This is a genomic window from Halopiger djelfimassiliensis (assembly GCF_000455365.1).
In the GTDB taxonomy this organism is placed as follows: domain Archaea; phylum Halobacteriota; class Halobacteria; order Halobacteriales; family Natrialbaceae; genus Halopiger_B; species Halopiger_B djelfimassiliensis.
In genome coordinates, this window is the sequence record NZ_HG315685.1 from 304,529 (window position 1) to 330,100 (window position 25,572).

Below are 25,572 nucleotides of genomic sequence, written 5' to 3' on the forward strand. Positions count from 1 at the left end.
ATATAACTCCGTGGTATTCATCGCTACTGACGCCGGCTTCCGGACCCACAGGCTGGCTCCGCGTCGTCCCTCGAGCGGGCAGGTGACCGACGTGACTCCCGGTCGGGCGCTATCGCTCGAGCGGATCGAACGCCGTCGACAGGTCGTGTGGCACGTGCCCCGGCTTGTCCCCGCTCGTCGCTCGCTCGAGGAACGACCGGAGGTCGTCCCGGAAGGCGGGGTGGGCACACTCCCCGATCAGCCGCGTGGCGCGCTCGTGGGGCGCAAGCCCCCGGAGATCCGCGACGCCGTGTTCAGTGACGACCACGTCGACGTCGTGATCGGGGTGGTCGACGTGGGTCGCTTTCGGGACGATCCGTGACACCTCGCCGTCGCGGGCGGTCGAGGGGAGGACGATCACGGAGACGAGCGCGTTCCGCGTGAAATCGCCGCTGCCGCCGATCCCCTGCAGGAGCCGCGAGCCGCGAACGTGCGAGGAGTTCGCGTTGCCGTAGATGTCGACTTCCAGCGCGCTGTTGACGCCGACGAGACCGAGTCGCCGGATCACCGACGGCTCGTTCGAGATGTCGACGGGACGGAGCCGAACCCGGTCGGCGAACGTCTCCGGCGACCCGTACAGCCGATCGATCCCGTCCTGTGAGAGCACGATCCCCGTCCCGCTCGCGGACTCGAGCGTCCCGTCGGCGAGCAACTCGAGCAGGCCGTCCTGAATCACCTCGCCGTAGTACGCGAGATCGTAGCCCGAACGGGCGATCCAGTCCAGACGGCGCATGATCTCGTCGCCGAGCGTCCCGATGCCGACCTCGATCGTCAGTCGGTCCTCGAACGCGGGGTTGCGCTCGAGTTCGCGCTCGAGGAAGTCGACCGTTGCGGCCGCGATTTCCCCTTCGTCCGCGGTGAGCTCGCGGAACGGATACGGCATCGGCGGCTGTTCGGTTCGGATGACGGCATCCGGGCCGTCGGGGAGGGCGACGTACCGGTCGCCGAGTCGGTCACCCGGGTCGGAAAGCGGGATCGGCTCCCGCGGCGGGGTGTCGGGCCGATATACGTCGTGGAACTCGCCGACCGTTCGGGGAACGGCTTCGTTGACCTCGACGATCACTCGATCCGCGTGGTCGACGAACGCGGGGACGGCACCGATCGCCGTCGTCGGGACGAACCGGTCGTCCTCGACGGCGACGGCCTCGACGATGGCAACCGTCGGCCCGTCGAACCCGAACGCCGGCGTGAACACGTCCTGCTGTACCGTCCGGCTGATCGAAGAGAAGTGATCGTCGACGAACGACAGGTCGCCGTCGTTGGCCGCTCGCCGGTGGTCGGGCCAGACGGCAAACGGGTACCTGAAATCGACGCCGCCGCTGTCGACGAGTTGCGTATCCGTCAGAAACCCCGCGTCGGCGCTGCTGACGATCGACAGTGATAGCTCCCGGTCAGACCGGGCGAGCGCGAGCGGGAGTTCCTTCGGTCCCGCGCCGATGCCCCCGGCGTAGACGGTTGCGTCGGCTGGAATCGTCGCCGCTGCCTCCTCGGCCGAGACGACCGGCAGACCGGCCGCGATCCGTTCGTTCGTCATCGGGCTGACGGTTCGACACCGACCCGAATAATTGTTGTGAGAATTACATAATAATCGATAGTAAATAAGTGTATCGTTTATAATAACTACCAGCTCCCGGAGTCACGACCGCGGCTCCGACTCCCGCCAACTCGGGTTCTCACGGGGCGGACTGAACACGTCGACGCCACGCACCGTCCCGTCGCCGCGGTTCTCGGCGGCGTGTGGCTGATCGCCGGGGATCGCGTAGGAGTCGCCCGGACCGCACCTGATCTCGTCGCCGTCGACCAGAAACACCAGCTCACCCTCGTAAATAAACCCTGTCTGCTCGTGTGGATGGCTGTGTTCCGCGACCGTCGCCCCGGGTTCGATCTCGAAGTGCTGGACGTTCATCGAGTCGGTGCCCGCCATCAGCGCCAGGTGAACGCCGTCGGCGGCTTCCGACGGCTCGAGGTCGGTCAGTGACACGCGGTCCATACGTCCCGAGACGCGCTGTGTGGCCAAATAATGGCAGGACGCTTTCGAATCAGCCAGTAAATCACTTCCGCCGCGCTTGCCGAACCTTGAACTGGCGGGCCGTCCCACCTCGAGCCATGTACGCCGTCGTCGGCTGTAGCGAGTGTTCGAACCTCTGGATTATCGAGGGTCGATCGGAGACGTCCCAGTGTCCCCGCTGTGGCTCCCGGCGGGCCTACGAGAAACGCAAGAAGTTCGTCGAAACCGAACACGCGGACCACGCCCGCGAGGTGCGGGCCTCGATGCTTGCAAACCGGCAGGGCGAAGGCGAGGCCTTCGCCGAGCTGGACTCCTTTGCCGACCTCGAGGACGACGTGGCCGACGGCGTCGTCGACGACGACGAGTACCTCGAGGCCGCCGGACTGGACGCCGACGAACTCGAGGCCGCCGGCGACCGCGATCCCCGCGGCCCGACCCGAAGCGGCAGCAAGCAGGAGATCGTCGAACGCGCGCTCGAGGCCATCGACCGGCCGACGGAGGACGAGGTCCTCGAGTACGCCGGCGAACGGGGCGTCGAGGCCGAGTACGTCAGGACCGCGCTCGAGAAGCTTACGCGACGCGGCGTCGTCAGCGAGAGCCGCGGCCGGTATCGGAAACTGTAACGCGCCGGCGGTAACGGTAGCGCTTTGGGTTCGGCACGGAAACGGAAGCCAATGGCAGAGACGGTCGACGTCCAGTCGATGACGATCGGTGTCGGGACGGGAACCGCGATACTCGCGCTGGTTTATGGCGCGCTCGTCGACGGGTCGGTGGTCGGCCTCGACGCGTCGACGGTCGCGGTCGGTGCGTTCGCGGTCACCTTTCTCGCGGTCGGCGTTCTCCACGGTGCATACGGACGTGGTTCCTTCGCGGTCGCGTGTGCGACCGCGGGGATCGGGCTCGGTCTCGTCGCGCTTGCCGCGAGCGGGGGCCAGGTTCTCGTCGGCTACGTCCTGTTGTTCGCGGGCGGCGGCTACGTCGCGGTCGCGACGGCTCGAGCCCGCGCGGACTGATATCGCCGTTCGCGGGACGGCCGGCGACGCGATCGCCGACCGCGAAACGGCACTGAAGAAAGCGCGATTGATGGTCGTCTGCCGGCGCTACCGCCCGAGATCCTCGTGGGCGCTCGCGAGGTGACGCGAGGCCAGCGCGGCCAGCAGCGAAAGTTCACCGGCGAGCGCGCCGACGGCGATGATCTCGGCGAGCGCGTCGGCGTTCGACCCCGGCGGATCGCCGCCGCCCCGAAGGCCGAGCACCTCGAGCGCTTCGGCCTGCGTCGGGAGCGACGTCCCGCCGCCGACGGTGCCGACCTCGAGCGAGGCGAGCGAGACCGACGCGTAGAGGTCGGTCGTCCCGTCTTCGCGCTCGCGGGCGTCCATCGTGGTGATGGCGTTTGCGGCTTCGACGACCTGCGCTTCGTCCTGTCCCGTCGCGAGGAACGCGGCGGCGACGACGTTTGCGGCGTGGGCGTTGAACCCGAGGCTTCCGGCCTTGGCGCTGCCGGTCAGGTTCTTGCGGGTGTTGGCCTCGGCGATGGCGTCGGCGGTCGTGTGAAGCCGCTCTTCGACGACCTCGCCGGGGATGACGACGTCGGCCGTGACCGACCGACCGCGCCCTTCGATGGCGTTGATGGCGGCGGGTTTCTTGTCCGAACAGAGGTTGCCCGACAGCGCGACCAGCGACGCGGGCGTCTCGCGTTCGACGACCTCGCAGGCCTCGCCGGTCGCGATCGTCGCCATGTTCATCCCCATCGCGTCCTTGGTATCGTAGGCGAATCGCAGGTAGACCGAGTCCCCGACGACGTACGGCGACACCTCGAGCAGTTCGCCGTGACTCGTCGTCGATTCGGCCGCCTCGCGCAGCGCGTCGACGTTGTTCTCGACCCACTCGACCGTCCGTGCGGCCTCCGCGACGCCCTCGACACGGAACACCGGCGCGCGGGTCATCCCGTTTTTGGTGACGCGAGCGGCAGCGCCGCCGGCCGATCGGATCACCGACAGGCCCCGGTTGACCGACGCGAGCAACGCGCCTTCCGTGGTCGCGAGCGGCAGGTAGTGCTCGCCGCTCGTCGCACCCCCGTCGACGGGAACGGGGCCGACGACACCCATCGGGACCTGGGCCGCTCCGATCATGTTCTCGATGTTCGGCTCCGCCTGCTCGGCGGGGAACGCGTACTCGCCGATCGTCTCGAGGCTCGCGTCCGTCTCGCGTTCGATCAGCAGCCGGCGGGCCGTGGCCGCGGTCTCGTAGTCGGCGTGGTCCTCGAGTTCGTGCAGCCGAAGCTCTCCCTCGCGCACTCGATCGGCGAGGGTCTCGGGATCGGTCATGCGTCAGTCGAGACGGCGGCCGGTCCTAAGGATTGCTGATTCGTCTCGCTTCGGCGCGAACGCCGGGGGCTCGTGTTCAGCCGTCGACGTCGGACAGGACGCTCCTGATCGCGGTCGCGACCTCGTGAAACTCGTTCATGTTCAGCGGATCGGTCGTCACGTAGACGCCGTGATCGCCGACAATGACGCGGGTGACGTACCCCCACTCGAAGACGCGGATGGTGAACTCGTACTCGCCGAGTTCGGAGTCCCCGTACGTTTGCTGGGACGTAAACCCGAGCCGTTCGTTCGCGACGAAGCGATTGAGGTCCGCGTCGCGCTCGAGGTCCTCGCGCAGGTAGAGTTGCTCGTGATCGTCGGCCGTGAAGTACGTGATGCTCCGCAGGCCGTCGCCGATCGCGGTTCGACAGACGCTGCTCAGTTCGTCCGCGAGGCCGTCGCTGACCGTGGACGGTGCCATACGAGATCGTACAGTCGATGGACACATATATCACTCTGCCTGCGACCGCGCTCGGGCCTCGCTCGAGCGGGACGTCCTGTCGTCGCGGGTCGGCAACTCGAGTGCTGATCGATCAGCGGACGACCGTTACCGGCACCGACGCGCGGCTCATGACTCCCTCGGCGACGCTGCCGAGCAGGACGCGCGAAACGCCCGCCCGACCGTGACTGCCGAGCACGATCTGCTCGATGTCGTTTTCGGCCGCAAACGAGACGATCGCCCGGGACGGGACGCCGACGACGGTCTCGGTCGTGACCGACGCGTCGTGTTCCGCGGCGATCCGTCGCGCCGTCTCGAGCAGCGGCTTTGCGTTTCGCTTTTCGACCTCGATCCGTCGTTCGATGTCGGCCGCCGAAACCCCGACATCGTACGTGGAGACCGACGGGCTGGCGGCGTGCAAGGCCGTGATATCGGCGTCCGGATGGGTCGTCACCGCGTACTCGAGCGCCGCCCGTGCGGGAGCCGAGTCGTCGATCGGAACGAGGACGTTCATACGGGCCGTTCGTACAGTGTCGCCATATACGGCCCCCTCGTTCCCACGTTCTGGAACGTTTCGGGTGCCGGCGACGTGTGCGTCCCTCCACAATCGTTTTGCACCTCGCGCGTGCGTCCTCTGCTATGACCGCCGCAGCCGACCGCCTGTTGACGAACGCGGAGGTTCACACCCTCACGGATCCCGATACGACTCACGAGGCCGTCGCGATCCGCGACGGCGAAATCGTCCGGCTCGGCGACACCGACGAGGTCGCGTTCCTCGAGGGCGTCGAAACGGACGTGATCGACTGCGAAGGACGTGTCGTGCTTCCCGGGTTATCGACGCACACACGCACGTCGAGAACCTCGGCCGCTATCTCGTCCACGCGGATCTCTCCGATGCGTCCGGCTTCGATGAGTGTCTCGAGCGACTCGCCGACCGGGCCGCGGCGACCGACCGCGAGTGGGTGCAGGGCTTTGGCTACGACGAAAGCGAGTGGGACGACGACCGCGGCTACCTCACCCGCGCGGATCTCGATCGCGTCAGCGAGGACCGTCCCGTGGTCGCGCTTCGGGTCGACATGCACGCCGCGTCGTTGAACTCGGTCGCGCTTTCCCGCCTCGCGGACGCCCTCCCCGACGAGGACGTTCGCCGATCGACGGCGACCGGGGAGCCGACCGGCGTCGTCGTCGAGGACGCGGCCGAGGTCGTTCGCAAACGGATCGCGCCCGGCTACGACGAAACCCGGGAACTCGTCACCGCCGGCCTCGAGTACGCGGCTCGACAGGGGGTGACCGCCGTCCACGACATGGTTCGGAACTCGCGTGCGCCACGGGTCTATCGCGATCTCGAGGCGGAAGGCAAACTCCCGACGCGGGTACGGATCAACTACTGGGCCGATCACATCGAGAGCGTGATAGAAGTCGGCCTCACGACGAACGCGGGGAGCGACCGTATCCAGACGGGTGCGATCAAGACCTACACCGACGGCAGTATCGGGGCACGAACCGCGAAGCTCTTCGAACCGTACGAAAGCGACGACCCCGATCCCGACGACGACGGCGAGTGGGTCGTCACCCCCGACGAACTGCGGTCGATCGTCGAGCGGGCCGACGACGCGGGCCTTCAGGTCACCGCCCACGCCATCGGCGACGCGGCGATCGAGGAGGCGCTTTCGGCGCTCGAGGTCACGGCCGATCCCGATCGCGCGCGCCACCGGATCGAACACGTCGAACTCGCGACCGACGAGCAACTCGAACGCATGGCCGAGGCCGGGATCGTCGCCTCGATGCAGCCGAACTTCCACCAGTGGGCGCGGGACGGCGGGCTCTACGACCAGCGATTGGGAACGGAGCGACGGAAGCGAACGAATCGGTTCCGGCGGGTGCTCGAGGCCGGCGTTCCGCTTGCTTTCGGCTCGGACTGTATGCCGCTGGACCCGCTGCTGGGCGTCCACCACGCCGCCAACGCGCCCACCGAGGCCCAGCGGCTGTCGGTCACCGAGGCCCTGCGGGCCTACACTCACGGCGCGGCCTATGCCGGCTTCGACGAGGACCGACTCGGAACCGTCGAGGTCGGCACGCGGGCGGACCTCGTCGTGCTCGAGGCCTCGCCGTGGGAACGGGCCGACCGGATCGACGAGATCGATGTCGCGATGACGCTCGTCGACGGCGACGTCGTCTTCGACGGGCGCGAGGGGTAGCGTCGCTAGAGCCGGCGATCGGACCCGCTTGTACATGTTAGCTCCAAATGCTAATTACCCAAGCAGTGTAGCGGGTTGGACCCGGAATGAACCTTCGAGAGAGCCTCCGTATCGGGTGGCGGTCGATCGCGTCGCACAAGCTTCGCTCGACGCTGACGACGCTCGGTGTCATCATCGGCGTCGCCGCCGTGATCACGTTCATGGTGCTCGGCTCCGGTTTCTCCGAGAGCATCGTCGGCGACATCGAGGCCGAACAGGACCCGGTGATGATGGTCCAGACCCAGACGGATCCGGAGGCGGGGGTCGGAATCGTTCCCGTCGACGCGCCGATCTACACCGAAAGCGACGTCGCGGCGCTCGAGCAACTCGACGGCGTCGCGTACGTCGCCCCCGAGGGGTCGGTCGACGTCGTCCAGACGGCAACCGACGACGAGCGGCTGACCGGCGTCGTCGACGCGTCGGCGACGACGCCCGATCGGTTCGAGCACGCGACGTTCGCCGAGGGCGAGCCCTTCGACGGGCCGAACGAGGCCGTCATCAACGAGCCGGCGAGCCAACTGTTCGAGGGGAACGTCTCGACCGGCGACGAACTTACGCTGACTTTCGAGAACGGCGAGACGACGACCGTCACCGTCGCCGGCGTCATGGAAGCGGAGTTCAGCGCACAGCCGTCACCCCGGCTTTTCCTCCCGGTCGAGCCACACTACTCGACGACGATCGAGACGCCCGCCGGGGACGAAGAACGAGCCTATCCGCTCTTGCAGGTGGGGGCGGAGAGCTTCGACGACGTCGAGCCGGCCCAGGCGGCGGTCGCCGACTACCTCGAGACCGAGTCACACGCGGCCGAGCTGAAACAGGACGACCACCGGATCGAGGTCCAGACCGTCGAGGACGCCATCGAGCAGTTCACCGACATCGTCGACCAGCTTACGGCGTTTATCGGAGCCGTCGCCGCCATCGCGCTCGTCGTCGGCTCGATCGGTATCGCCAACATCATGATCGTAAGCGTCACCGAGCGCATCCGGGAGATCGGCATCATGAAAGCCGTCGGCGCGACGAGACGCGACGTCCTGCAACTGTTTCTCGTCGAATCGATCATCCTCGGACTGTTCGGGGCCGTCTTCGGGGTGGCCGTCGGACTCGGCGTCGGCTACTTCGGGGTGGCGCTGCTCGAGTGGCCGATGGTCTACCCGCTCGAGTGGATCGTGATCGCCATCGGCGTCGGCGTCGGCGTCGGCGTTGTTTCCGGGCTGTATCCGGCGTGGCGCGCCGCCCGCGTGGACCCGATCGACGCCCTCCGATACGAGTGATACCGGGTTATCGATGCGACGCCGGCTCGCCGCTGCGTCATCGATGCACGGCGCTTCCGTCGTGAGTTTCGCTCGACGTCGCGTACGGCCGCTGGGCGCTCCGTCACCCGCGTGTGACGCGGCGAAACCGGCGACGTGATCGCAGTCGAGCGGCCGGTCGACTCGGAGCCGTCACTTTTGTCGCTGGCCGTTCATGCGGTCGGCATGGACGTTGGACTCATGGTTACGTCGCTCGGGGATCTCGACCCCGCGGACGTCGCGGTTCGCGCGGAGGAGTTAGCCTACGATGCGGTCTGGGTCGGCGAACTCTGGGGCGAAAGCGGCGTCGTCCAGCTAACCGAGATGGCGTGTCGGACCGACGGGATCGAGATCGGGAGCGCGATCCTGAACGTCTACTCCCGGTCGCCCGCGGTGCTCGCGATGACCGCCGCGTCGCTCCACCGGGCCTCGAGCGGGCGGTTTACCCTCGGACTCGGGACGAGTACCCGGAAAGCGGTCGCGGACCTCCACGGGATGGCGTTCGATCGGCCGGTTCGACGCGCCCACGAAACGATCGAACTGGTGCGTGCGTACACCGGCGGGACGGAGACTCCCGGCGATCCGGTCGACTACGACGGCGACGTACTCGAGGCGGCCGATTTCCCCGCCCTCGACGCGCCGGTCCCGATCTATCAGGCCGGGCTCGGACCGGCGAACCGGCGGGTCGTCGGCCGGCTCTGTGACGGCTGGATCCCCCACAACATCCCGTTTTCGCGGCTGGCGGATGCCTTCGAGGAGGTCGCCGCCGCAGCGCGGGAGCGCGACCGTGATCCGGACGAGATCACGGTCGCTCCGTACGTCCCGGCGGCCGTCAGCGAGGAGTCGGCCGAGGCTCGCCGGACGCTCCGTCGGCACGTCGCCTACTACGTCGGCAGCGGCGAGGGCTATCGCCGCGCGGTCGCGACGGGCTTTCCAGCGGCCACAGACCGGATCGCCGAGGCGTGGCGAAACGGCGACAAGCGGGCCGCCGCGAGCGCCGTCACCGACGAGATGATCGCCGACCTCGGTGTCGCGGGGACGGCCGACCAAGCGCGGGACCGGCTCCGAACCCTCGTGGCCGAGACGGGGATCGATCATCCGATCGTCGTCGTCCCCGAACCGGCCTCGAGCGAGATGGTCGAGGCGACGATCGAGGCGCTCGCTCCCGTACGTGCGTAATCAAAAGGGTTGATAGTTCCGTGACGGAAACACGCAAGGAGTATGCCGGTCGATCAGTTGGAACCCCTTCTCGCCGATCCCGCGATGCAGGACGCGCTGGCCGTGCTCCTCGATCGCTCCGACGGCGGCACGGAGGAACTCGAGTGGACCGACGTCAGCGACGCCCTCTCCAGCGAGCAGTGGGGTCGGCTTATCGAGCAGGAAGTGCTCGTCAGTTCGGGGGCCGGGTTTACGCTGGCCGATCCCGAGCGAGTGCGCGAGAAGCTGGCGGCTCGTGACGAAGACGGGTCGCTGGACCGAGCCGACATCGAAACCGAGCGCTGGTCGTCGCTGGACAAAGCCGCGGGCGCGTTCGCTCTCGCCCTGTTTGCCGGCTACTGGAGTCCACGGCTCCGGGACGTCGTCGCGTCGGTCGAAAGCGTCGTCCTCGGTCCGCTCACCGATTCCCTGCCGTTTCACATCGTCATCCTTGTGCTCGCCGTCGTCACCGGGCTCTACTCGACCGTGTTGCAGTCACGGCTGACCGATCACGAGAAACTCGAGCAGTATCGACGCCGGCTATCCGAGTTTCAAGAGCGGAAGCGGGCGGCGACGGAGCGCGGCGACGACGCGGCTCTCGAGCGCATGCAGGATCAACAGCAGGCGATCGTCCGCGATCAGATTGCGATGTTCAAACTCCAGTTTCGGCCGACGGTCTGGGTCATGCTGTTGACGATACCGGTCTTCCTCTGGTTGCGCTGGAAAGTCAACGGCGGCCATCTCGGGGCCGACGAGACGGGACTGGTCGTCCCGATAGCCGGTGCCGTCTCCTGGCAGGAGTCCCTCGTCGGCCCGATGCCGACGTGGATCGTCTGGTATTTCCTCGCCTCGATGGCCTCGCGGCAACTCATCCGGAAGACCCTCGACTGCTGGACCGAGCGGTCCCGATAGCGCCGACTCAGCGCTCGAGGGTGACCCGGCTGCCCGTTTCGGCCGCGCCGTAGATCGCTTCGATCGCACGAATGTCCGCGAGGCCGTCGATACCGTCGGGTTCGGGGTCGCTGTCGGTCAACACGCAGTAGCCGAAGTAATCGAACTCCTCGCGGACCTCGTCGACCGGCGGACCGGTGTACTCCATTCGCACGTCGCCGCTCTCGACGACCAGTTCCTGTGGGACGACGCCGCCGAACGGGGATTCGACCGAAATCATGCCGTCGGTCCCGACCAGTTTGAGTCCGCTGTCGGCGTGGGCGTCGAGACTGGCCGTACACGAGGCGGTCGCCCCGGTCGGAAACTCGAGTTGAAAGGCGACGCGTTCGTCGACCTCGTCGAAGGGATCGCCGCTCGAGTACGTCGTCGCGTACGCCCCCGCTGGGTCACAGTCGAGCAGGAACCGGACGGTGTTCAGCGGGTAGATACCGAGGTCGACGAGCGCACCGCCGCCCGCGAGATCGGGGTCGAGCCGCCACGTGTCCGGGCTGGCGTGCTCAAGAAGCGGGTTCGAGAAGCCGCCGTGGATCTGGACGACGTCGCCGACGACGCCCTCGTCGACGAGTTCTCGCGTCCGCCGGACCGTCGGTTCCGTCTGGAGCCGGTAGGCAGTCATCAGGGTCACGCCCGCGTCGGCACAGGCGGCGACGATGTCGCGGGCGCGCTCGAGCGAGACGTCGAGGGGCTTTTCGCAGATGACGTGTTTGCCGTGCTCGGCCGCAGCGACGGCGTAGCGGCCGTGGAGGGCGTTCGGCGTCGCGACGTAGGCCGCGTCGTACGTGTCGGCGTGATCCCCCGCGAGAAACGCGTCGTAGTCGATGACGTGGGCGACGTCGAACGCCTCGGCGACGGAGCGCGAGCGATCGGGGGAGCCGGTGACAAGCGTCGTCGTCTCACAGTAGGTCCCGTCGGCGATCGCGGGCAGTGCACGCCGGCGAGCGAACCCGCCGATCCCGACCACGGCGAGTCGGATCGTCCCGTCGACGCGCTCCCGTTCCCAGTCCCGCCGCGTGAAGTTCGCGAAGGCGTCCTCGAGTGCCATACCGTCTCTAGGGAGTCCACGAAAAAGGTCTCAGCCCGCCGATTTCTGACAGTCACCGGCGAGGACGTGTTCCCGGGAGCGAACAACGAATCGTTCGTTTTCGATCGTTGTACCAGTCGATGGTAATCACTCAGTCGGGGCTATCGAAGGAAAAAGTTATTCAATAGTCGCCTATGATATCCGCATAACCACGGGTGACGTGAAATGGTCAAAATGGAAACGGCGGAGCTGGAAACCGATTTGAGTCTGTTCAAATACGACAATCTCGAACAGCTCCCGCCACGTTATCGTGAGTTGGACGAGGACGAACGGACCGAACGCATCGAGGCCGCGCTCGCCGAACTCGGGGACGACGTCGTCATCCTCGGACACAACTACCAGCGTCGGGAGATCGTCGAGCACGCCGATTTCGTCGGCGACTCCTATCAGCTCTCGAAGCAAGCCGCCGAGGCCGACGCCGAGTACGTTGTCTTCGGCGGCGTCACGTTCATGGCCGAGAGCGCCGACATCATCACCGACGACGACCAGACCGTTATCCTGCCGAGCATGGAGGCGTCGTGTCCGATGGCGGGGATGGCCGAGGCGCTGCAGGTCGACAGCGCGTGGGCCGAGATCACGGCCGCCGCGCCCGACGCCGACATCGTTCCGATCACGTACATGAACTCCTACGCGGACCTGAAGGCGTTCTGTGCGAGCCAGGGCGGTCTCGTCTGCACGTCCTCGAACGCGCACAAGGCCTTCGAGTACGCCTTCGAGCGGGGCGACAAGGTTCTGTTCCTGCCCGACAAGCACCTCGGGGAAAACACCGCCTACCGCCTCGGGATGGAGGACGATATCGCCGAGTGGGACCCGTGGGATCCCGAGGGCAAGGACGCCGACGAGGTCGCCGAAAGCGACATCATCCTCTGGGACGGCTACTGTCAAGTCCACGAACGGTTCCGCGAGGACCACATCGCGGCCGTCCGCGAGGACCACCCCGAAGCGAACGTCGTCGTCCACCCCGAGTGTCGCCGCGAAGTCGTCGAAGCCGCCGACGTCGTCGGCTCGACGAGCACGATCTGCGAGACGATCGAAACGGCCGATCCCGGCGAGACGTGGGCGATCGGCACCGAGATACACCTCACGAACCACCTCCAGCGGTGGCACCCCGACGTGAACGTCCTGCCGCTGTGTGGCGAGGCCTGTATGGACTGCAACGCCATGCGCCAGATCGACCCCAACTATCTGACGTGGGTGCTCGAGGAACTCGTCGAGGGTCGCGAACGAAACGTGATCGAGGTCGCCCCCGAGGAGAAGGACCTCGCCGGGGTGGCGCTCGATCGAATGCTCGAGATCTAACACCGATGACTCCCACTCCCGAAACCACGGAGGTCCTCGTCGTCGGTAGCGGCATCGCCGGCTGTGCGGCCGCACTCGCCGCCGCCCGCAACGGGGCGGACGTCTGCCTGCTTACCAAAGCCGAGCGTCCCGACGACGCCAGTACCGACTGGGCACAGGGCGGGATCTCGACGACCCGCGGCGATCCCGAGTCGCTCAAGGAAGACATCATCGCGGCCAGCGCCGGGACTGCCGATCCCGATGCGGTCGACGTCCTCGTCGAGGACGCCGACGACGCCGTTACGGACGTGCTCATCGACACGCTGGGCATCGAGTTCGACAGCGACGGTGACGGCGACTTCGACTACACCCGCGAGGCCGCCCACTCCGAGAACCGGATCCTCCACGTCGACGCGGCGACGGGAAGCCACATCCTGCGGCCGTTCCTGAACTACGTCGACGACCACGATCGAATCGAAGTCCGGCAGGACACCGCCGCCCTCGAGTTGCTCACCCACGAGGGACGGGTCCACGGCGTCGTCAGCGACGAGGCCGAGGAGGGCCATCCGATCTACGCCGGCGCGACGATCCTCGCGACCGGCGGCATCGGCGCGCTCTATACGCGCTCGACCAACCCCGACGACGCGACGGGCGACGGGATCGCCATGGCCGCCCTCGCCGGGGCCGACGTGGCCGACCTCGAGTACGTCCAGTTCCATCCGACGGCCTACGAGGGGAGCGGGGCGCGTAGCGCCTCGAAGCGGAGCGGCGAAGCCGCGGAGCAAGATACCTTCCTCCTCTCGGAGGCCCTGCGCGGCGAGGGCGCAGTGTTGCGAAACGGCGACGGCGAGCGGTTCATGGACGACTACCATTCCGACGCCGAACTCGCGCCGCGGGACGTCGTCGCTCGCGCGGTCGAAACCGAACGCGAGGCGACCGGCGAGGTCGTCCTCGACGTGAGTCCCCTCGCGTTCGAGGACGAGTTCCCCGGCATCGCCGAGAAGTGCCGCGACCGCGGTATCGAGGGCGAGGAGATCCCCGTTGCACCCTGCGAGCACTTCCTGTGTGGCGGGATCGACGTCGACGACCGGGGCCGCACCTCGCTCGAGGCTCTCTACGCCGTCGGCGAATGCGCCCGGACCGGCGTCCACGGCGCGAACCGACTCGCGAGTACGAGCCTGCTCGAGGGCCTCGTCTGGGGCCTACGTGCCGGCGACGACGCCGCCGACCGCGACGCGGACCCGGCGGTCGTCGAGGCTCCCGACCTCCGGAACAGCGATCCCGCTCTCCCCGAACGGTTCGCCGCCGAGAAGTTCACCCGCCTGCAGCGGACGATGGACGAATCCCTCGGCCTCGAGCGCGACCCCGACGAGATCTCCCGCGCCAGCGCCGTCCTCCGCCGGCTCAAGGGCGAAGTGGACGCGTATATCCGCACCCGGACGGCTCGAGACCTGTACGAACTCCGCAACGCAAGCGTCGTGGCCCTGTTGATCGCGCGGGCGGCGAGCGAGAACACCGAGTCGAAGGGGTGTCACTACGTCGTCGAGGACGAACACCCGACTCGAGCGTAACGGGGGCGTTTTGCGGGTCGGTTATCGGCCGCACGGCGGCTTCGGAACCGGCCGTTCGACGCGCCGATCCGTCGTGATACTGTTGTCGGAGGCTGAACAGTTCCGATTTCGGAACGTTTGAGGCCGCCTATCGGAAATACCGGGCGTGGCCCGCGCTCGACTCTTCGCCTCGCTCTGTGGACTCGTCTTTCTCGTCAATCTGGCCAGAATCATCTTCGCCCCGCTGCTGGACGTCTTCATCGCCGAGTTCGCGATCGGCGAGGCCACCGCCGGATTGATCGTAACGTTTGCGTGGGTCGGGAGCGCGTCGCCCCGATTGCCGACCGGATGGCTGCTCACGAAGGTCCCTCGACACTACGTCGTGATCGGGTCGGGGACGATCCTCACTGTCGCGGCCGGTCTCGCCGCGACCGCAACGACGGTTACGCACCTCCTGATCGGCGCGTTCCTCATGGGAATCGCCTCCGGGGTGTACTTCGTCTCGGCGAACCCCCTGTTGAGCGAACTGTACCCGGCGCGGGTCGGTCGCGTCATGGGGATCCACGGGACCGCCAACCAGATCGCCGCGGTGATCGCCGCGCCGTTCGTCGCGTTCGTCGTCCTCGTCGCCGACTGGCGACTCGCGCTGTGGGCGATCGCCGTCGGCGCGGCGGTGGTGACGGCCTACGCGTGGTACGCCGCGACGGGAACCGAGATGCCGACGGCGGGCCGAGATGACCGCGGACTCGTCGCCGGCGCGCTCTCGGAGTGGCGGCTCATCGTGACGGCGCTTGCGATCGTCGGCGCGGCGTCGTTCGTCTGGCAGGGCGTGTTCAACTTCTACGAACTCTACATGCAGTCGAAGGGGCTTTCCGATCGCATGGCGGGAACGATGCTCACGATCGTCTTCGCCGCCGGCGTCCCCGCGTTCTTCTTCGGCGGCGATCTGGCCGACAGGCTTCCGCGGATCCCGTTCCTGCTGGGGATCGTCGGCACGTTCTCCGCGAGCCTGTTCGCTCTCACGGTCGTCGACGGGCTGGTGGCGCTTGTCGCCCTCTCCGCGATCGTCGGGTTCGTCATCCACACGCTGTTTCCCGCCACGGACACCTACCTGCTCGATACGCTTCCGGACGCGACGCGTGGCAGCGCCTACGCCGTGTTCAGTTCGACGTGGATGCTGACGCAAGCGGTCGGGTCGTCCGCGCTGGGCGTGCTCCTCGAGCGCGGCTACGCCTACGACACGGTATTTGCCGGCGCTGCCGTCTTTCTGGCCGCGACGGTCGTCGTCCTCGCCGGTCTCGACCGGGCCGGACGGCTCCCGAACTGACCCGCCGCCACGGACCGAACCGGGACGGCGAAAACAGGCCGTTTATCCACGATCGGGTTGCAAGTCGATCACATGATCACCGACACGCAGGTCGACCGCTGGCTCCGCGAGGACGTCGGCCACCACGACGTGACCAATCAGGTGCCCGGCGAGACGACGGGTCGACTCGTCGCCAAGGAACCCGGCGTCGTCGCGGGTCTCGAGGCCGCGACGGCCGTTTTCGAGTATCTCGACGTTACCGTCACCGATCGACTCGAGGACGGCGCTGCCGTCGACTCCGGCGACGAACTCCTCCGGGCCGAGGGGCCTGCACGCGAGGTCCTCCGGGGCGAGCGGGTCGCGGTCAACCTCGCGGGTCACGCGTCGGGAATCGCGACGCGGACGAACGACGCGGTCGAGCGCGCCCGTGCCGAATCCGACGACGTCCGCATCGCCGGGACCCGCAAGACGACCCCCGGTCTCCGCGGCCTCGAGAAACGGGCCGTCGTCGCGGGCGGCGGCGACACCCACCGGCTCGACCTCTCGCATATGGTGATGATCAAGGACAACCACGTCGCGGAGATGGGACTCGAGGGCGCGATCGAGCACTTCCGCGAGCGGACGTCGTTTGCGACGCAACTCGACGTGGAGGTCGAGGCCGTCGCGGACGCGCCCCGGGCGGCCGCGGCGGGCGCGGATATCGTTCTGCTGGATAATATGACCCCCGAGGAAACGCGCGAGGCCGTCACCCTGCTGGCCGACTACGAGGGGGTGCTCGCGGAAGCCAGCGGCGGGATCACGCTGGAGACGGTCGCAGACTACGCCGCGACCGGCGTCGACGTCGTTTCGATGGGATCGCTCACCCACTCGGCACCGTCGCTCGACCTGTCGTTCCGTACCGGCGAGTGAGCCGCGATTACCGCACGATGTGTCCGTCTCGAGCGATCCGGTCGTCTCGTCGACGCTGCGGCGATGCTCGAGGATGGGGCGCACCTGACTCGGGTTTCTTCGTCTCATAATAGTTGGGTGAATATAAACTCTCCTAGCCAAACACACCGAGTATGGAGGGCCAACACGAGGAAAGGACGGCTTCGTTCGAGGACGGACCGCTATCGCCCACGCTGCTCGGCGGACTCGAGGCGATGACACCGGCCAACGACCCCGGCCCGCTCCGTGGATTCCACCGACTCGCCGCCGGGTTCGGATCTTCGGCTGCCGGTATCGTGTTTCTCGCGGCGATGTTCACCGAGGCCGATCCGGTCGTCGGTCTGCCGGCGGCGTTGACCGTCGGTCTCGTCGTCTCCCTCGGCGTCGGATACGTGATACCGAACGCGAAGCTCCCGAAGTGATCGCGGCGACGACCCCGGGTCTGTTCCGTTCTAAGCGATCGTTCCGGCACCGAGACAAAGCGACCGTGGGATCGGGACGCGTTGCAGTTGCCGGTATGACACTTTTCCCGACCGCCGGATACCGTTCCCGTATGACTGACCTGCCATTGTCACCCGAGTCGGGCTGGAACGCGCTGTATCTCGCCGGCGAGTGGACCGCCGCCGACGATCGGGACTCGATCTCGGTCGAAAACCCCTACACCCGCGAGGAGATCGCGACCGTCCCGGCGGGGACCGAAGCCGACGTCGACCGGGCCTACGAGGCCGCCGCCGAAGCGCAGGCCTCGTGGGCTCGTCAGCCGCCGCAAGCGCGAGCGGGCGTGATCTCCGCGGCCATCGAGTTCGTCCGCGACCACCGCGATGAGATCCTCGAACTGCTCGCGCTCGAGTCGGGGAGCACGGCGGTCAAAAGCACCGCCGAGTTGCAGACGGCACGCGGAATGCTGCAACAGGCCGCGAGCTATCCGTTCCGGATGGACGGCGAGCACGCGGACTCGATCGTCCCGGGGAAAGAGAACGTCGTCGAACGGCGGCCGGTCGGCGTCGTCGGCGTCATCTCGCCGTGGAACTTCCCGTTTCACCTGTCGATGCGGGCGGTCGCGCCGGCGATCGCGACCGGCAACGCGGTCGTGCTCAAACCCGCCTCGAGTACGCCGATCACCGGCGGGCTGTTGCTCGCCCGGATCTTCGAAGCGGCCGGCGTTCCCGAGGGCGTCCTGAGCGTCGTGCCGGGCCGTGGCTCCGAGATCGGCGACGCGATCGCCGACCACGAGGTCCCCCGCGTACTCGCCTTTACCGGCTCGACCGAGATCGGCCAACGGGTCGCCCGGCAGGCCGCCGGCAACTGTACGCTTCCGGCCCTCGAACTCGGCGGCAACAACGTCCACGTCGTCACCGAAAACGCTGCCCTCGAGCGTGCCGTCGACGGCGGCGTCTTCGGCTCGTTTCTCCATCAGGGACAGGCCTGTATCTCGATCAACCGCCATCTGGTCCACGAGGAACTGTACGACGACTACGTGGGGATGCTCGCCGACCGGGCGGCGAACCTGCCGACCGGCGACCCGACCGACGAGGACACGATCATCGGACCGATCATCGACGAGAGCCAGCGCGATCGGATCCTCGAGTACATCCAGACGACGGTCGAGGAGGGCGCAACCGTCGAGACCGGCGGCGGCCACGACGGACTGGTCGTCGAACCGACGGTTCTCTCGGACGTCGACAACGACATGGCCGCCGCGTGCAACGAGCACTTCGGGCCCGTCGCACCGGTCATCCCCTACGCGAGCGATACGGAGGCGATCGAACTGGCAAACGACACGATCCACGGGCTGTCGGGGTCAGTCCACAGCGAGGACCTCGATCAGGCCCGAACGATCGCCGACCGGATCGAGACGGGGATGATCCACATCAACGACCAGCCGATGAACGACGAGCCACACGTTCCCTTCGGCGGGATGAAACAGTCGGGGCTTGGCCGGTACAACGGCGAGTCGATCCTCGACGAACTCACCACGACGAAGTGGCTCTCGATCCAGCGCGAACCCCGGAAGTACCCGTTCTGACGGATATCGATCACGCAAGCAGCGAGAGCACCCGTTTCCAACTCCAGAGAACGAGCGCCACCGAAAGCCCGGCGAGAAGGAGATACAACGGGACTGCGTCCGCCGCCGGGCCGCGATCCGGAACGAACGCCTCGAGCGCCCCGCTCCAGTACAGGCCCGCGAGCGCGACCGCCACCACGATCGATCCGACGACGATTGCGACCGCCATCCGGTTCGTGGCGATCCGTGATCGCTCCGGCTTCGGCCCACTCATCACCTGCAGTTCGTCTCGAACCGCTGAAACGATTGGACCTGCAGGTTCCGGCCGGTCACTCCCGCGTGGCTCGGCTCCCGGACCGGCCGCTTGGGTTGGTCGCGGCGACATGCGAGGAGTGGGATTTGAACCACGTCCAGACGTTCCGGGCACTCGCGTCGCTCGTGTTCCGGACTGTGGCTGCTCTCGTTCAAATCCCGCGTCGCGCACTCGTTACTCACGAATCGTTCGTGACGAGTGCGAGGGTTGGGATTTGAACCCAAGGACCCCTACGGGAGCGGGTCTTAAGCCCACCGCCGTTGGCCTGCTTGGCTACCCTCGCGCAAAAGCGCAGTCTATGGTTGTTCCCGACCCGGGATGTGCGTTTCGGTGTGTCGCGGGCGATCGACCGCTCGAGGCGTTACCAGTCGACGCTCAACGTCCCGTCGCCGTGTGGATCCGGCGCGATCTCCTCGTCGGTGCGGCGATCGACGACGTGGATGCAGCCGTCGTCTTTCTTCGCCGGGCAGATCTCCGCCGCGCGAACGTTGTGCTCGAGGTCGTCCTCGTCGATGAAGTACTCCTCTGGCTGGGCCATCCCGGAGGCGATGGACATCTCCCAGTTGTCGCTGACCTCGGCGCACTTGCCCGCGCCGAAGCACTTGTTGGCCTCGAAGATGATCTTGTAGGGTTTCTCGTCGATCGGTGGCGCGTCGGCCGACCCGACGTCGCTCGCGCGCTGGATACCGTCGTCGCTCATTGCGTAGTGGTTCGACTGCGTCGTCTTTCCCGTTACGGTTGGCCGACCCCGGCGGTGGCTCGAGCGGACTGGTGTCGCCGCAATACACAGCGACGGGCCGCCGGCGTCGAGGGGCGTCGTTACGCGGCGGGAAGCGTAATCGAGAACGTCGATCCCTCGCCGGGTTCGGACTCGACCCAGATCTCGCCGCCGTGGCGTTCGACGATGCGCTCACAGAGCGCCAGTCCGATCCCGGTTCCGTCGTATTCCGCGTGGCTGTGGAGCCGATCGAAGATGGAAAACACCCGCTCGTGATCGGCCGGATCGATACCGATGCCCTCGTCCCGGACCGAGATCACCCACTCCGAACCCCGTCGTTCTGCGCCGACGTGAACGCGCGGCGGTTCGTCGCCGCTGTACGTAATCGCGTTGCTCACGAGGTTCTGCAGGACCTGTCGTATCTGGCTCCGATCGCCGGTCACACGCGGGAGTTGCGCGGCCGTGATCTCGGCGTTGCTCTCCTCGATCCGGAACTGGAGGTCCGCGAGGACGCTCTCGAAGACGGCGTTCAGATCCACCGGCTCGAACGGCTCGCCACGCGTTTCCACGCGCGAGTACTCGAGCAGGCCGTCGATCATGTCTCGCATCCGGTCTGCGCCGTCGATAGCGAACGCGAGGAACTCCTCGCCGTCCTCGTCGAACGCGTCGCCGTACCGGCTTTCGAGAAGCTGGAGGTAGCTTGTGATCATCCGGAGCGGCTCCTGCAAGTCGTGGGAGGCGGCGTACGCGAACTGCTCCAATCGCTCGTTGGATTCCTCGAGTTTGCGCTCGTACTCCCGCCGTTCCGTGACGTCCTGGGTGAAGCTCAGCCCGGCGAAAATATCGCCGTCGGCGTCGCGAAGCGGCGTCGCCCACACGCGCCAGTCCCGGCCGGCGAACGTCGTTTCGACGCTGCCGGTCTCGCCGTCCTCGACGGCGGCGCGAAACAGCGGCTCCAGATCCGCGACCGTTTCCTCCGGAAAGACCGCCGGCAGTCGATTCCCCTCGAGTCGATCCGCAGGAGGTAGCGTCTCGCCGAGTTCGGCCCCCTCGGTCAGCGTGTACGTGAGATCGTGGTCGTAGACGCCGACGGCCCCGTTCGGGAAGTGCTGGGTTAGCGTTCGGTATCGCCGTTCGGATTCCTCGAGCGCACGCTGGCGTTCGACTCGTTCCGTGACATCGCGTCCGATTCCGGCCAGTACCGTGTTCCCCCACGGGTCCTCGAGCGTCGATGCGGCGAACTCGACGGGGATCGGCTCGCCGTCTTTGGGGTGAAGTTCCAGTTCGACGGTGACCGAGCCGGTCTCGAACCCTTCCCGAACGGCGGCGACGACCGTCTCCCAGTCGTCATCGTCGAAGAACGCAGCGGGGTTCATCGAGTCGATTTCGGCGTCCGTATACCCCGTCACCTCGTTCAGACTCCGGTTCCACCGCTGGATCGTCCCCTCCTCGTCGATGACGTAGAACACGTCGTCGATGGCGTCGAGAACGTCGTCGGTGTACTCCTTGTATCGTTTGAGCCGCCGCTCTCGCTCGCGCAGTTTGCGTTCCCGCTCTTTCTGTTCGGTGACGTCTTGCACCAGGATCATGCCGCCGAAGATCTCACCCCCGTCGTCCGTCACGGGAACCGTATACGCCATCCAGTCCCGGCCGTGGAACGCGATCTCGAAGGCGTTCGCCTCGCCCTCGAGGGCCGCCCTGAACTTCGGTTCTAGCTGGTCGGCCAGCGGCTCCGGATACCGTTCTCGGACGGTCTTGCCGACGATCGACGATGTGGTCGTCTCGATGTCGTCGAACGCCGCGCCGCCGACGACCTGGTACCGTAGGTCGTCGTCGAACAGGCCCACCGCACCGTTGGGGAAGTGTTCGACCAGCGTCCGGTAACGCTGCTCGCTCTCGGCGAGCTTTCGCTGGTTGTTCCGTCGCTCGGTGATGTCCGTGATCGTCACGACGCCACGGGTCACCGTCCCGGTTTCGTCCCGGACCGGCATCCCCTCGACCTGGATGATCCGGCGCTTACCGTCGACGGTTTCGATCTCGAAGACGTCGGGATCGGTGACCTCCTCACCCTCGAGCACGCGAGCCATCGTCCACTCCTCGGGCTCGACCGGCTCGCCTGAGTCCGCCCACACGGCCGGGTACTGTTCGTACTCCGCGATGGATTCGGCGTCGAACACGTCTCCGCCCCAGATCTCGGTGGCAGTGTCGTTGGCCTCGACGAGCCGTCCGTCCGCGTCCGCGACCACGACGCCGACCGGGAGGATCTCGAACAGCGTCTCCAGTTGTTCGTTGTTCCGCTGTAGCTGTAGTTCGGCGCGTTTCCGCTCCGTGATGTCGGTGAGCGCGCCGGGGAACGTGACCGGAGTTCCGTCCGCGTCGCACTCGACGCGGCCGCGAGCGACGACCCATCTGATCTCACCGTCGGCGTTTCGAACGCGGTACTCCGCTTCGTAGTCGCCGCCCGATTCGACGGCCGCTTCGATCTCCGCGACGACCCGTTCGCGGTCGGCCTCGTGGATCGCCGAAATGAACCGGTCGAGCGAGACGCCCTCGCGTGCGGCCGCCGGTTCGACCCCGAACGTCCTGGCAAACGACTGGCCGACGACCATCTCGTCCGTTTGAACGTCCCACTCCCACGTTCCGACGGCACCGGCCTCGGTCGCCGCCTCCAGTTGGGACTTGGCGTCGCGCAGGTACCGCTCGTACTCCTTTCGTTCGGTGATGTCCTGGGCCATCGTCATGCCGGCGAACACGTCGCCGCGCTCGTCGGTGATCGGGACCGCGTGAAAGACCCACTCCCGCCCGGCGTACTCGAGTTCGATCGACCGTTCCCTGCCGTCCAGCGCGGCCTCGAACGCCGGCTGTAGCGCGTCGGCGGTTTCCTCGTCCCAGACCTCCCTGAAGTATCGCCCTTCGAGGGTTTCCGGCTCGACGGGGATGTCGTCGAACGCCCGGCCGGCCGCCAGCTCGTACCGGAGTTCGTGGTCGAACAGGGTCACGATCCCGTTCGGAAAGTGCTCGGTGAGGGTCCGATAGCGCTGTTCGGACCGCTCGAGCCGACGCTTTCGCTCCGTTCGCTCGGTGATGTCCTGTGACATCCCCAGCGCAGCGGAGACGTTCCCGTCGTCGTTCCGGACCGGAACGACGTGAAACCGGTAGACCCGACCGTTGAGTTCCGTCTCGAACGTGCTGGATTCCCCCTCGAGTGCGGCCTCGTAACGCGGGACGAGCTCGTCGGCCAACGCCGACGGGATGGCTTGCTCGACCGGTTTTCCCTCGATTTCGTCGGCCGTCACGTCGGCGACGTCCAGCGGATTGCCGCCGACGGTCCGGTACCGGAGGTTCCGGTCGACGAGGGCGACGGCACCGTTGGGGAACTGTTCGACCAGCGTCCGATAGCGCCGCTCGGACTCCTCGAGTTCGGCCGCCAGCCGTTTGCGCTCGGTGACGTCGGCGATGATCCCCTCGACCGCGACGAGGTCGCCGTCCTCGAGGATGCCCCGGCCGTAATCCCTGACCCATCGTCGGTCCCCGTCGGCGGTCTCGATCCGGTAGGTCGTCGAGAACGTCCCGCCGTCGGCCGCGTCCTGCTGGACCGTCTCCCAGACCATCTCGCGATCCGCCTCGACCACGACGTCCTCGCCCCACACGACCTCGCCGCGCTCGAGCGCCGTCGGTTCGTAGCCGGTCACGTCAGCACAGGCGTCGCTGACGAACTCCATCGGCCACCCTCGAGCGTTGCGACAGCGATAGACCATTCCGGGGACGTTGTCCATCAGCGTCGACAGTTGCCGTTCGCGTTCTTCGAGCGCCCGCTCGTGTGCCTTTCGTTCGGTCACGTCACGGTCCGAAACGATGATCGAGACGACCTCGCCGTCCTCGTCGGTAACAGGTCTGAAGACGCCCTCGATCGTGTATCGCTCGCCGCTCGGCCGAGTGAGATCGGCCTCGAAATCCACGTACTCGCCGGCGGCCGCACGCTCGACCCACTCCCTGACATCGGACCGGATGTCGTCGTCGCTCCTCCACCACGGCGTTTCCCAGAAGGGGATGTCGGTCACTGCCGACAGATCCGAATCGATGTACTCCAACGCCGTTCGGTTGATGTCCCGGACGGTCCCGTCGGGATCGAGCAGCCCGACGAGGATGTTCGGGTCCTCGAAGACCGCTTCGAAGCGACGTTCCTTTCGCCGCAGTTCCCGTTCTCGCTCCCCGCGCTCGCTGATGTCGCGAAAGTAGACGGAGAGCCCGGTCGGCGACGGATAGGCATGGACCTCGAACCACGCGTCGAGTGGCTCCGGGTAGTACTCCTCGAACGAGACGGTCTCCTGTTCGGCCATCGCGCGCTCGTACTTCGGCTTGAACTTCCGACCGATCGCCTCGGGGAACGCGTCCCAGACGTTCGTCCCGACCAGCTGTCGGCCGTCGGGGCTGAGCAGCGCCCGGGCACGCTCGTTGAGGTGCGTAAACTGCCACTCCTCGTCGATCGCGAAGAAGGCGTCCGATATCCGGCCGTACGGTTCCTCGAGTTCGGTCCGTGTCCGAACGCGTTCGATCGCCGAGGCGAGGACGTTCGTGACGCTTCGGAGAAACGCCGCGTCGGACTCGGTAAAGGTCCGCTGCTCGGACGTGTACACTCCGAGCACGCCCCACGGGTCGTCCGACGGGCCGATTCGGACGCCGATGCCGCTGGTGACGTCGTGCTCGAGGAGGAACTCGGGGACGGACAACCGCGGTTCGGTGCTGATACCGTCGACGATCACCGCGCCGTCAGCACGGAGTGGTGCCCCAATCTGTGTGTCCTCGGTCGTCGGAACCGTCGTTCCGCGGAGATCCGATCGCCAGCCGAGTCCCGCGCCGAAAACAGCGGCGTCCCCGCTCGGGGTGACCTCGAGTACGGCGCAGTACTCGGCGCGCAACGTCTCGGTAACGGTCGCTGCCGCGTCGTCTACCAACCGGTCGAGATCGTCCGTGTCCAGCGCCTGCTGACTCAGTTCCGCGAGGGCCTCCTGCTCGGAGACTCGGGTGGAACGTTCCGTATCGGGTGACGACGATCCCATGTCACCCGGAGACAGCACCGCGACGCGTAAAACGTCTCGGCCGGATCGGAGCTTCCGTCCCGTCGACCCTACCCGGCGACGGAAACCGACTCGAGGAGGACGTCTTCCTTGGGGCGGTCGTTAGCGTCTGTCTCGACGCTGCCGATCTCGTGGACGATGTCCATCCCGTCGGTCACCGTACCGAAGACGGCGTGGCGGTCGTCGAGGTGCGGTTGCGCCTCGAGCGTGATGAAAAACTGCGAGCCGTTGGTGTCGGGGCCGGAGTTGGCCATCGAGAGGATCCCCTCGTCGTCGTGGCGCAGTTCGGGGTGGAACTCGTCGTCGAACTGGTAGCCGGGACCGCCCCGACCGGTCCCGGTCGGGTCGCCGGTCTGGATCATGAACCCCTCGATAACGCGGTGGAAGGCGACGTCGTCGTACAGCGGCTCGCCGTCGACCTCCTCGCCGGTTTCCGGGTCGGTCCAGCTCTTCTCGCCGGTTGCCAGCCCGACGAAGTTCTCGACGGTCCGCGGTGCGCGCTCGTCGTAGAGTTCGACCTCGATGTCGCCCTTGCTCGTGTGCAGGACCGCCGTCAGGGGACCGTCACCGTCGCTCGAGTCGTCCCCCGACTGATCGTCGTCGGGGCGTTGCACGTCCGTGTCGTCGCTGCTCGTACAGCCGGCAAGCCCGAGTCCGAGGCCCGAGGCGGCGGCTGCAAGCAGCGGTCGTCGATTTCGTGTAATAGTCTCACGTGGTCGGAGCGACGAAATAACGCTATCGGCCAGTGCGTGTGGCTATCGGATCACGACAACAGGAAGCGTTCGAACCG

General features: G+C 66.9%; 21 protein-coding genes, 1 tRNA gene and 1 pseudogene. 12 read left to right on the forward strand and 11 right to left on the reverse strand.

The window, feature by feature from the left end; genetic code table 11:
• Positions 1-109 precede the first annotated feature (109 nt).
• Positions 110-1,573, reverse strand: coding sequence for an acetyl-CoA hydrolase/transferase C-terminal domain-containing protein (locus TX80_RS07410; RefSeq protein ID WP_049922484.1), 1,464 nt, complete (start codon positions 1,571-1,573; stop codon positions 110-112).
• A gap of 102 nt (positions 1,574-1,675) precedes the next feature.
• Entirely contained in the window at positions 1,676-2,029 is a 354-nt protein-coding gene (locus tag TX80_RS07415; RefSeq protein WP_049922485.1) for a cupin domain-containing protein, read from the reverse strand.
• A 116-nt stretch (positions 2,030-2,145) separates the two neighbouring features.
• Here TX80_RS07415 and TX80_RS07420 point away from each other — a divergent pair, with 116 nt between their 5' ends.
• Both TX80_RS07420 and TX80_RS07425 read left to right on the forward strand, forming a co-directional pair.
• A complete protein-coding gene (locus TX80_RS07420) occupies positions 2,146-2,670 on the forward strand; it encodes a DUF5817 domain-containing protein (protein ID WP_049922486.1) in 525 nt (174 codons plus the stop codon).
• 51 nt (positions 2,671-2,721) lie between these two features.
• Positions 2,722-3,060, forward strand: a complete 339-nt coding sequence (locus tag TX80_RS07425; RefSeq protein ID WP_049922487.1) for a hypothetical protein — start codon at positions 2,722-2,724, stop codon at positions 3,058-3,060.
• A gap of 87 nt (positions 3,061-3,147) precedes the next feature.
• Here the strand turns inward: TX80_RS07425 and hmgA are convergent, their stop codons facing one another.
• The 3 genes from hmgA to TX80_RS07440 all read right to left on the reverse strand — a co-directional run bounded on the left by hmgA (position 3,148) and on the right by TX80_RS07440 (position 5,366).
• The gene (gene hmgA, locus TX80_RS07430) at positions 3,148-4,374 is read right to left on the reverse strand and encodes a hydroxymethylglutaryl-CoA reductase (NADPH) (RefSeq protein WP_049922488.1); all 1,227 of its coding nucleotides are present in this window, start codon (positions 4,372-4,374) and stop codon (positions 3,148-3,150) included.
• A 76-nt stretch (positions 4,375-4,450) separates the two neighbouring features.
• Complete coding sequence (locus TX80_RS07435) at positions 4,451-4,834, reverse strand: DUF7522 family protein (protein ID WP_049922489.1); 384 nt, start codon at positions 4,832-4,834, stop codon at positions 4,451-4,453.
• A 112-nt stretch (positions 4,835-4,946) separates the two neighbouring features.
• The gene (locus TX80_RS07440; RefSeq protein WP_049922490.1) at positions 4,947-5,366 is read right to left on the reverse strand and encodes a universal stress protein; all 420 of its coding nucleotides are present in this window, start codon (positions 5,364-5,366) and stop codon (positions 4,947-4,949) included.
• 125 nt (positions 5,367-5,491) lie between these two features.
• Between TX80_RS07440 and TX80_RS07445 the strand changes: the two are divergent.
• The 4 genes and pseudogenes from TX80_RS07445 to TX80_RS07460 all read left to right on the forward strand — a co-directional run bounded on the left by TX80_RS07445 (position 5,492) and on the right by TX80_RS07460 (position 10,487).
• Positions 5,492-7,050 (forward strand): annotated as a pseudogene (locus TX80_RS07445) (amidohydrolase).
• Positions 7,051-7,136: 86 nt separating this feature from the next.
• Positions 7,137-8,360 (forward strand): ABC transporter permease, encoded by a 1,224-nt coding sequence (locus tag TX80_RS07450; RefSeq protein WP_049922491.1) that lies wholly within the window; start codon positions 7,137-7,139, stop codon positions 8,358-8,360.
• A 204-nt stretch (positions 8,361-8,564) separates the two neighbouring features.
• Positions 8,565-9,557 (forward strand): LLM class flavin-dependent oxidoreductase, encoded by a 993-nt coding sequence (locus tag TX80_RS07455; protein WP_049923187.1) that lies wholly within the window; start codon positions 8,565-8,567, stop codon positions 9,555-9,557.
• A gap of 42 nt (positions 9,558-9,599) precedes the next feature.
• Positions 9,600-10,487, forward strand: a complete 888-nt coding sequence (locus tag TX80_RS07460; RefSeq protein WP_049922492.1) for a DUF106 domain-containing protein — start codon at positions 9,600-9,602, stop codon at positions 10,485-10,487.
• 7 nt (positions 10,488-10,494) lie between these two features.
• Here TX80_RS07460 and gfo6 read toward each other — a convergent pair whose 3' ends face one another.
• Positions 10,495-11,568, reverse strand: a complete 1,074-nt coding sequence (gene gfo6, locus TX80_RS07465; protein WP_049922493.1) for a D-xylose 1-dehydrogenase Gfo6 — start codon at positions 11,566-11,568, stop codon at positions 10,495-10,497.
• 204 nt (positions 11,569-11,772) lie between these two features.
• Here gfo6 and nadA point away from each other — a divergent pair, with 204 nt between their 5' ends.
• The 6 genes from nadA (at position 11,773) to TX80_RS07495 (ending at position 18,694) form a co-directional block, all read left to right on the forward strand.
• Positions 11,773-12,906 carry a quinolinate synthase NadA gene (gene nadA / locus TX80_RS07470; protein ID WP_049922494.1) on the forward strand — a complete coding sequence of 378 codons (1,134 nt, stop codon included), beginning with the start codon at positions 11,773-11,775 and terminating at the stop codon, positions 12,904-12,906.
• Positions 12,907-12,911: 5 nt separating this feature from the next.
• Positions 12,912-14,456, forward strand: a complete 1,545-nt coding sequence (locus TX80_RS07475) for an L-aspartate oxidase (protein ID WP_049922495.1) — start codon at positions 12,912-12,914, stop codon at positions 14,454-14,456.
• Between the two features lie 145 nt (positions 14,457-14,601).
• Positions 14,602-15,762, forward strand: coding sequence for an MFS transporter (locus TX80_RS07480; protein WP_049922496.1), 1,161 nt, complete (start codon positions 14,602-14,604; stop codon positions 15,760-15,762).
• Positions 15,763-15,834: 72 nt separating this feature from the next.
• Positions 15,835-16,650: a carboxylating nicotinate-nucleotide diphosphorylase gene (gene nadC, locus TX80_RS07485; protein ID WP_049922497.1), complete on the forward strand. Its 816-nt coding sequence runs from the start codon at positions 15,835-15,837 to the stop codon at positions 16,648-16,650.
• A gap of 152 nt (positions 16,651-16,802) precedes the next feature.
• A complete protein-coding gene (locus TX80_RS07490) occupies positions 16,803-17,090 on the forward strand; it encodes a hypothetical protein (protein WP_049922498.1) in 288 nt (95 codons plus the stop codon).
• 131 nt (positions 17,091-17,221) lie between these two features.
• Positions 17,222-18,694 (forward strand): aldehyde dehydrogenase family protein, encoded by a 1,473-nt coding sequence (locus TX80_RS07495; protein WP_049922499.1) that lies wholly within the window; start codon positions 17,222-17,224, stop codon positions 18,692-18,694.
• 10 nt (positions 18,695-18,704) lie between these two features.
• Here TX80_RS07495 and TX80_RS07500 read toward each other — a convergent pair whose 3' ends face one another.
• The 5 genes from TX80_RS07500 to TX80_RS07520 form a co-directional block, all read right to left on the reverse strand.
• Positions 18,705-18,947 (reverse strand): hypothetical protein, encoded by a 243-nt coding sequence (locus TX80_RS07500; RefSeq protein ID WP_049922500.1) that lies wholly within the window; start codon positions 18,945-18,947, stop codon positions 18,705-18,707.
• Positions 18,948-19,185: 238 nt separating this feature from the next.
• Positions 19,186-19,269 (reverse strand) — tRNA-Leu (locus TX80_RS07505).
• Positions 19,270-19,347: 78 nt separating this feature from the next.
• Entirely contained in the window at positions 19,348-19,686 is a 339-nt protein-coding gene (locus tag TX80_RS07510; RefSeq protein ID WP_049922501.1) for a ferredoxin, read from the reverse strand.
• A 119-nt stretch (positions 19,687-19,805) separates the two neighbouring features.
• Positions 19,806-24,764 (reverse strand): PAS domain-containing protein, encoded by a 4,959-nt coding sequence (locus TX80_RS07515; protein ID WP_049922502.1) that lies wholly within the window; start codon positions 24,762-24,764, stop codon positions 19,806-19,808.
• A gap of 68 nt (positions 24,765-24,832) precedes the next feature.
• Complete coding sequence (locus TX80_RS07520) at positions 24,833-25,396, reverse strand: peptidylprolyl isomerase (protein ID WP_049922503.1); 564 nt, start codon at positions 25,394-25,396, stop codon at positions 24,833-24,835.
• Positions 25,397-25,572 lie beyond the last annotated feature (176 nt).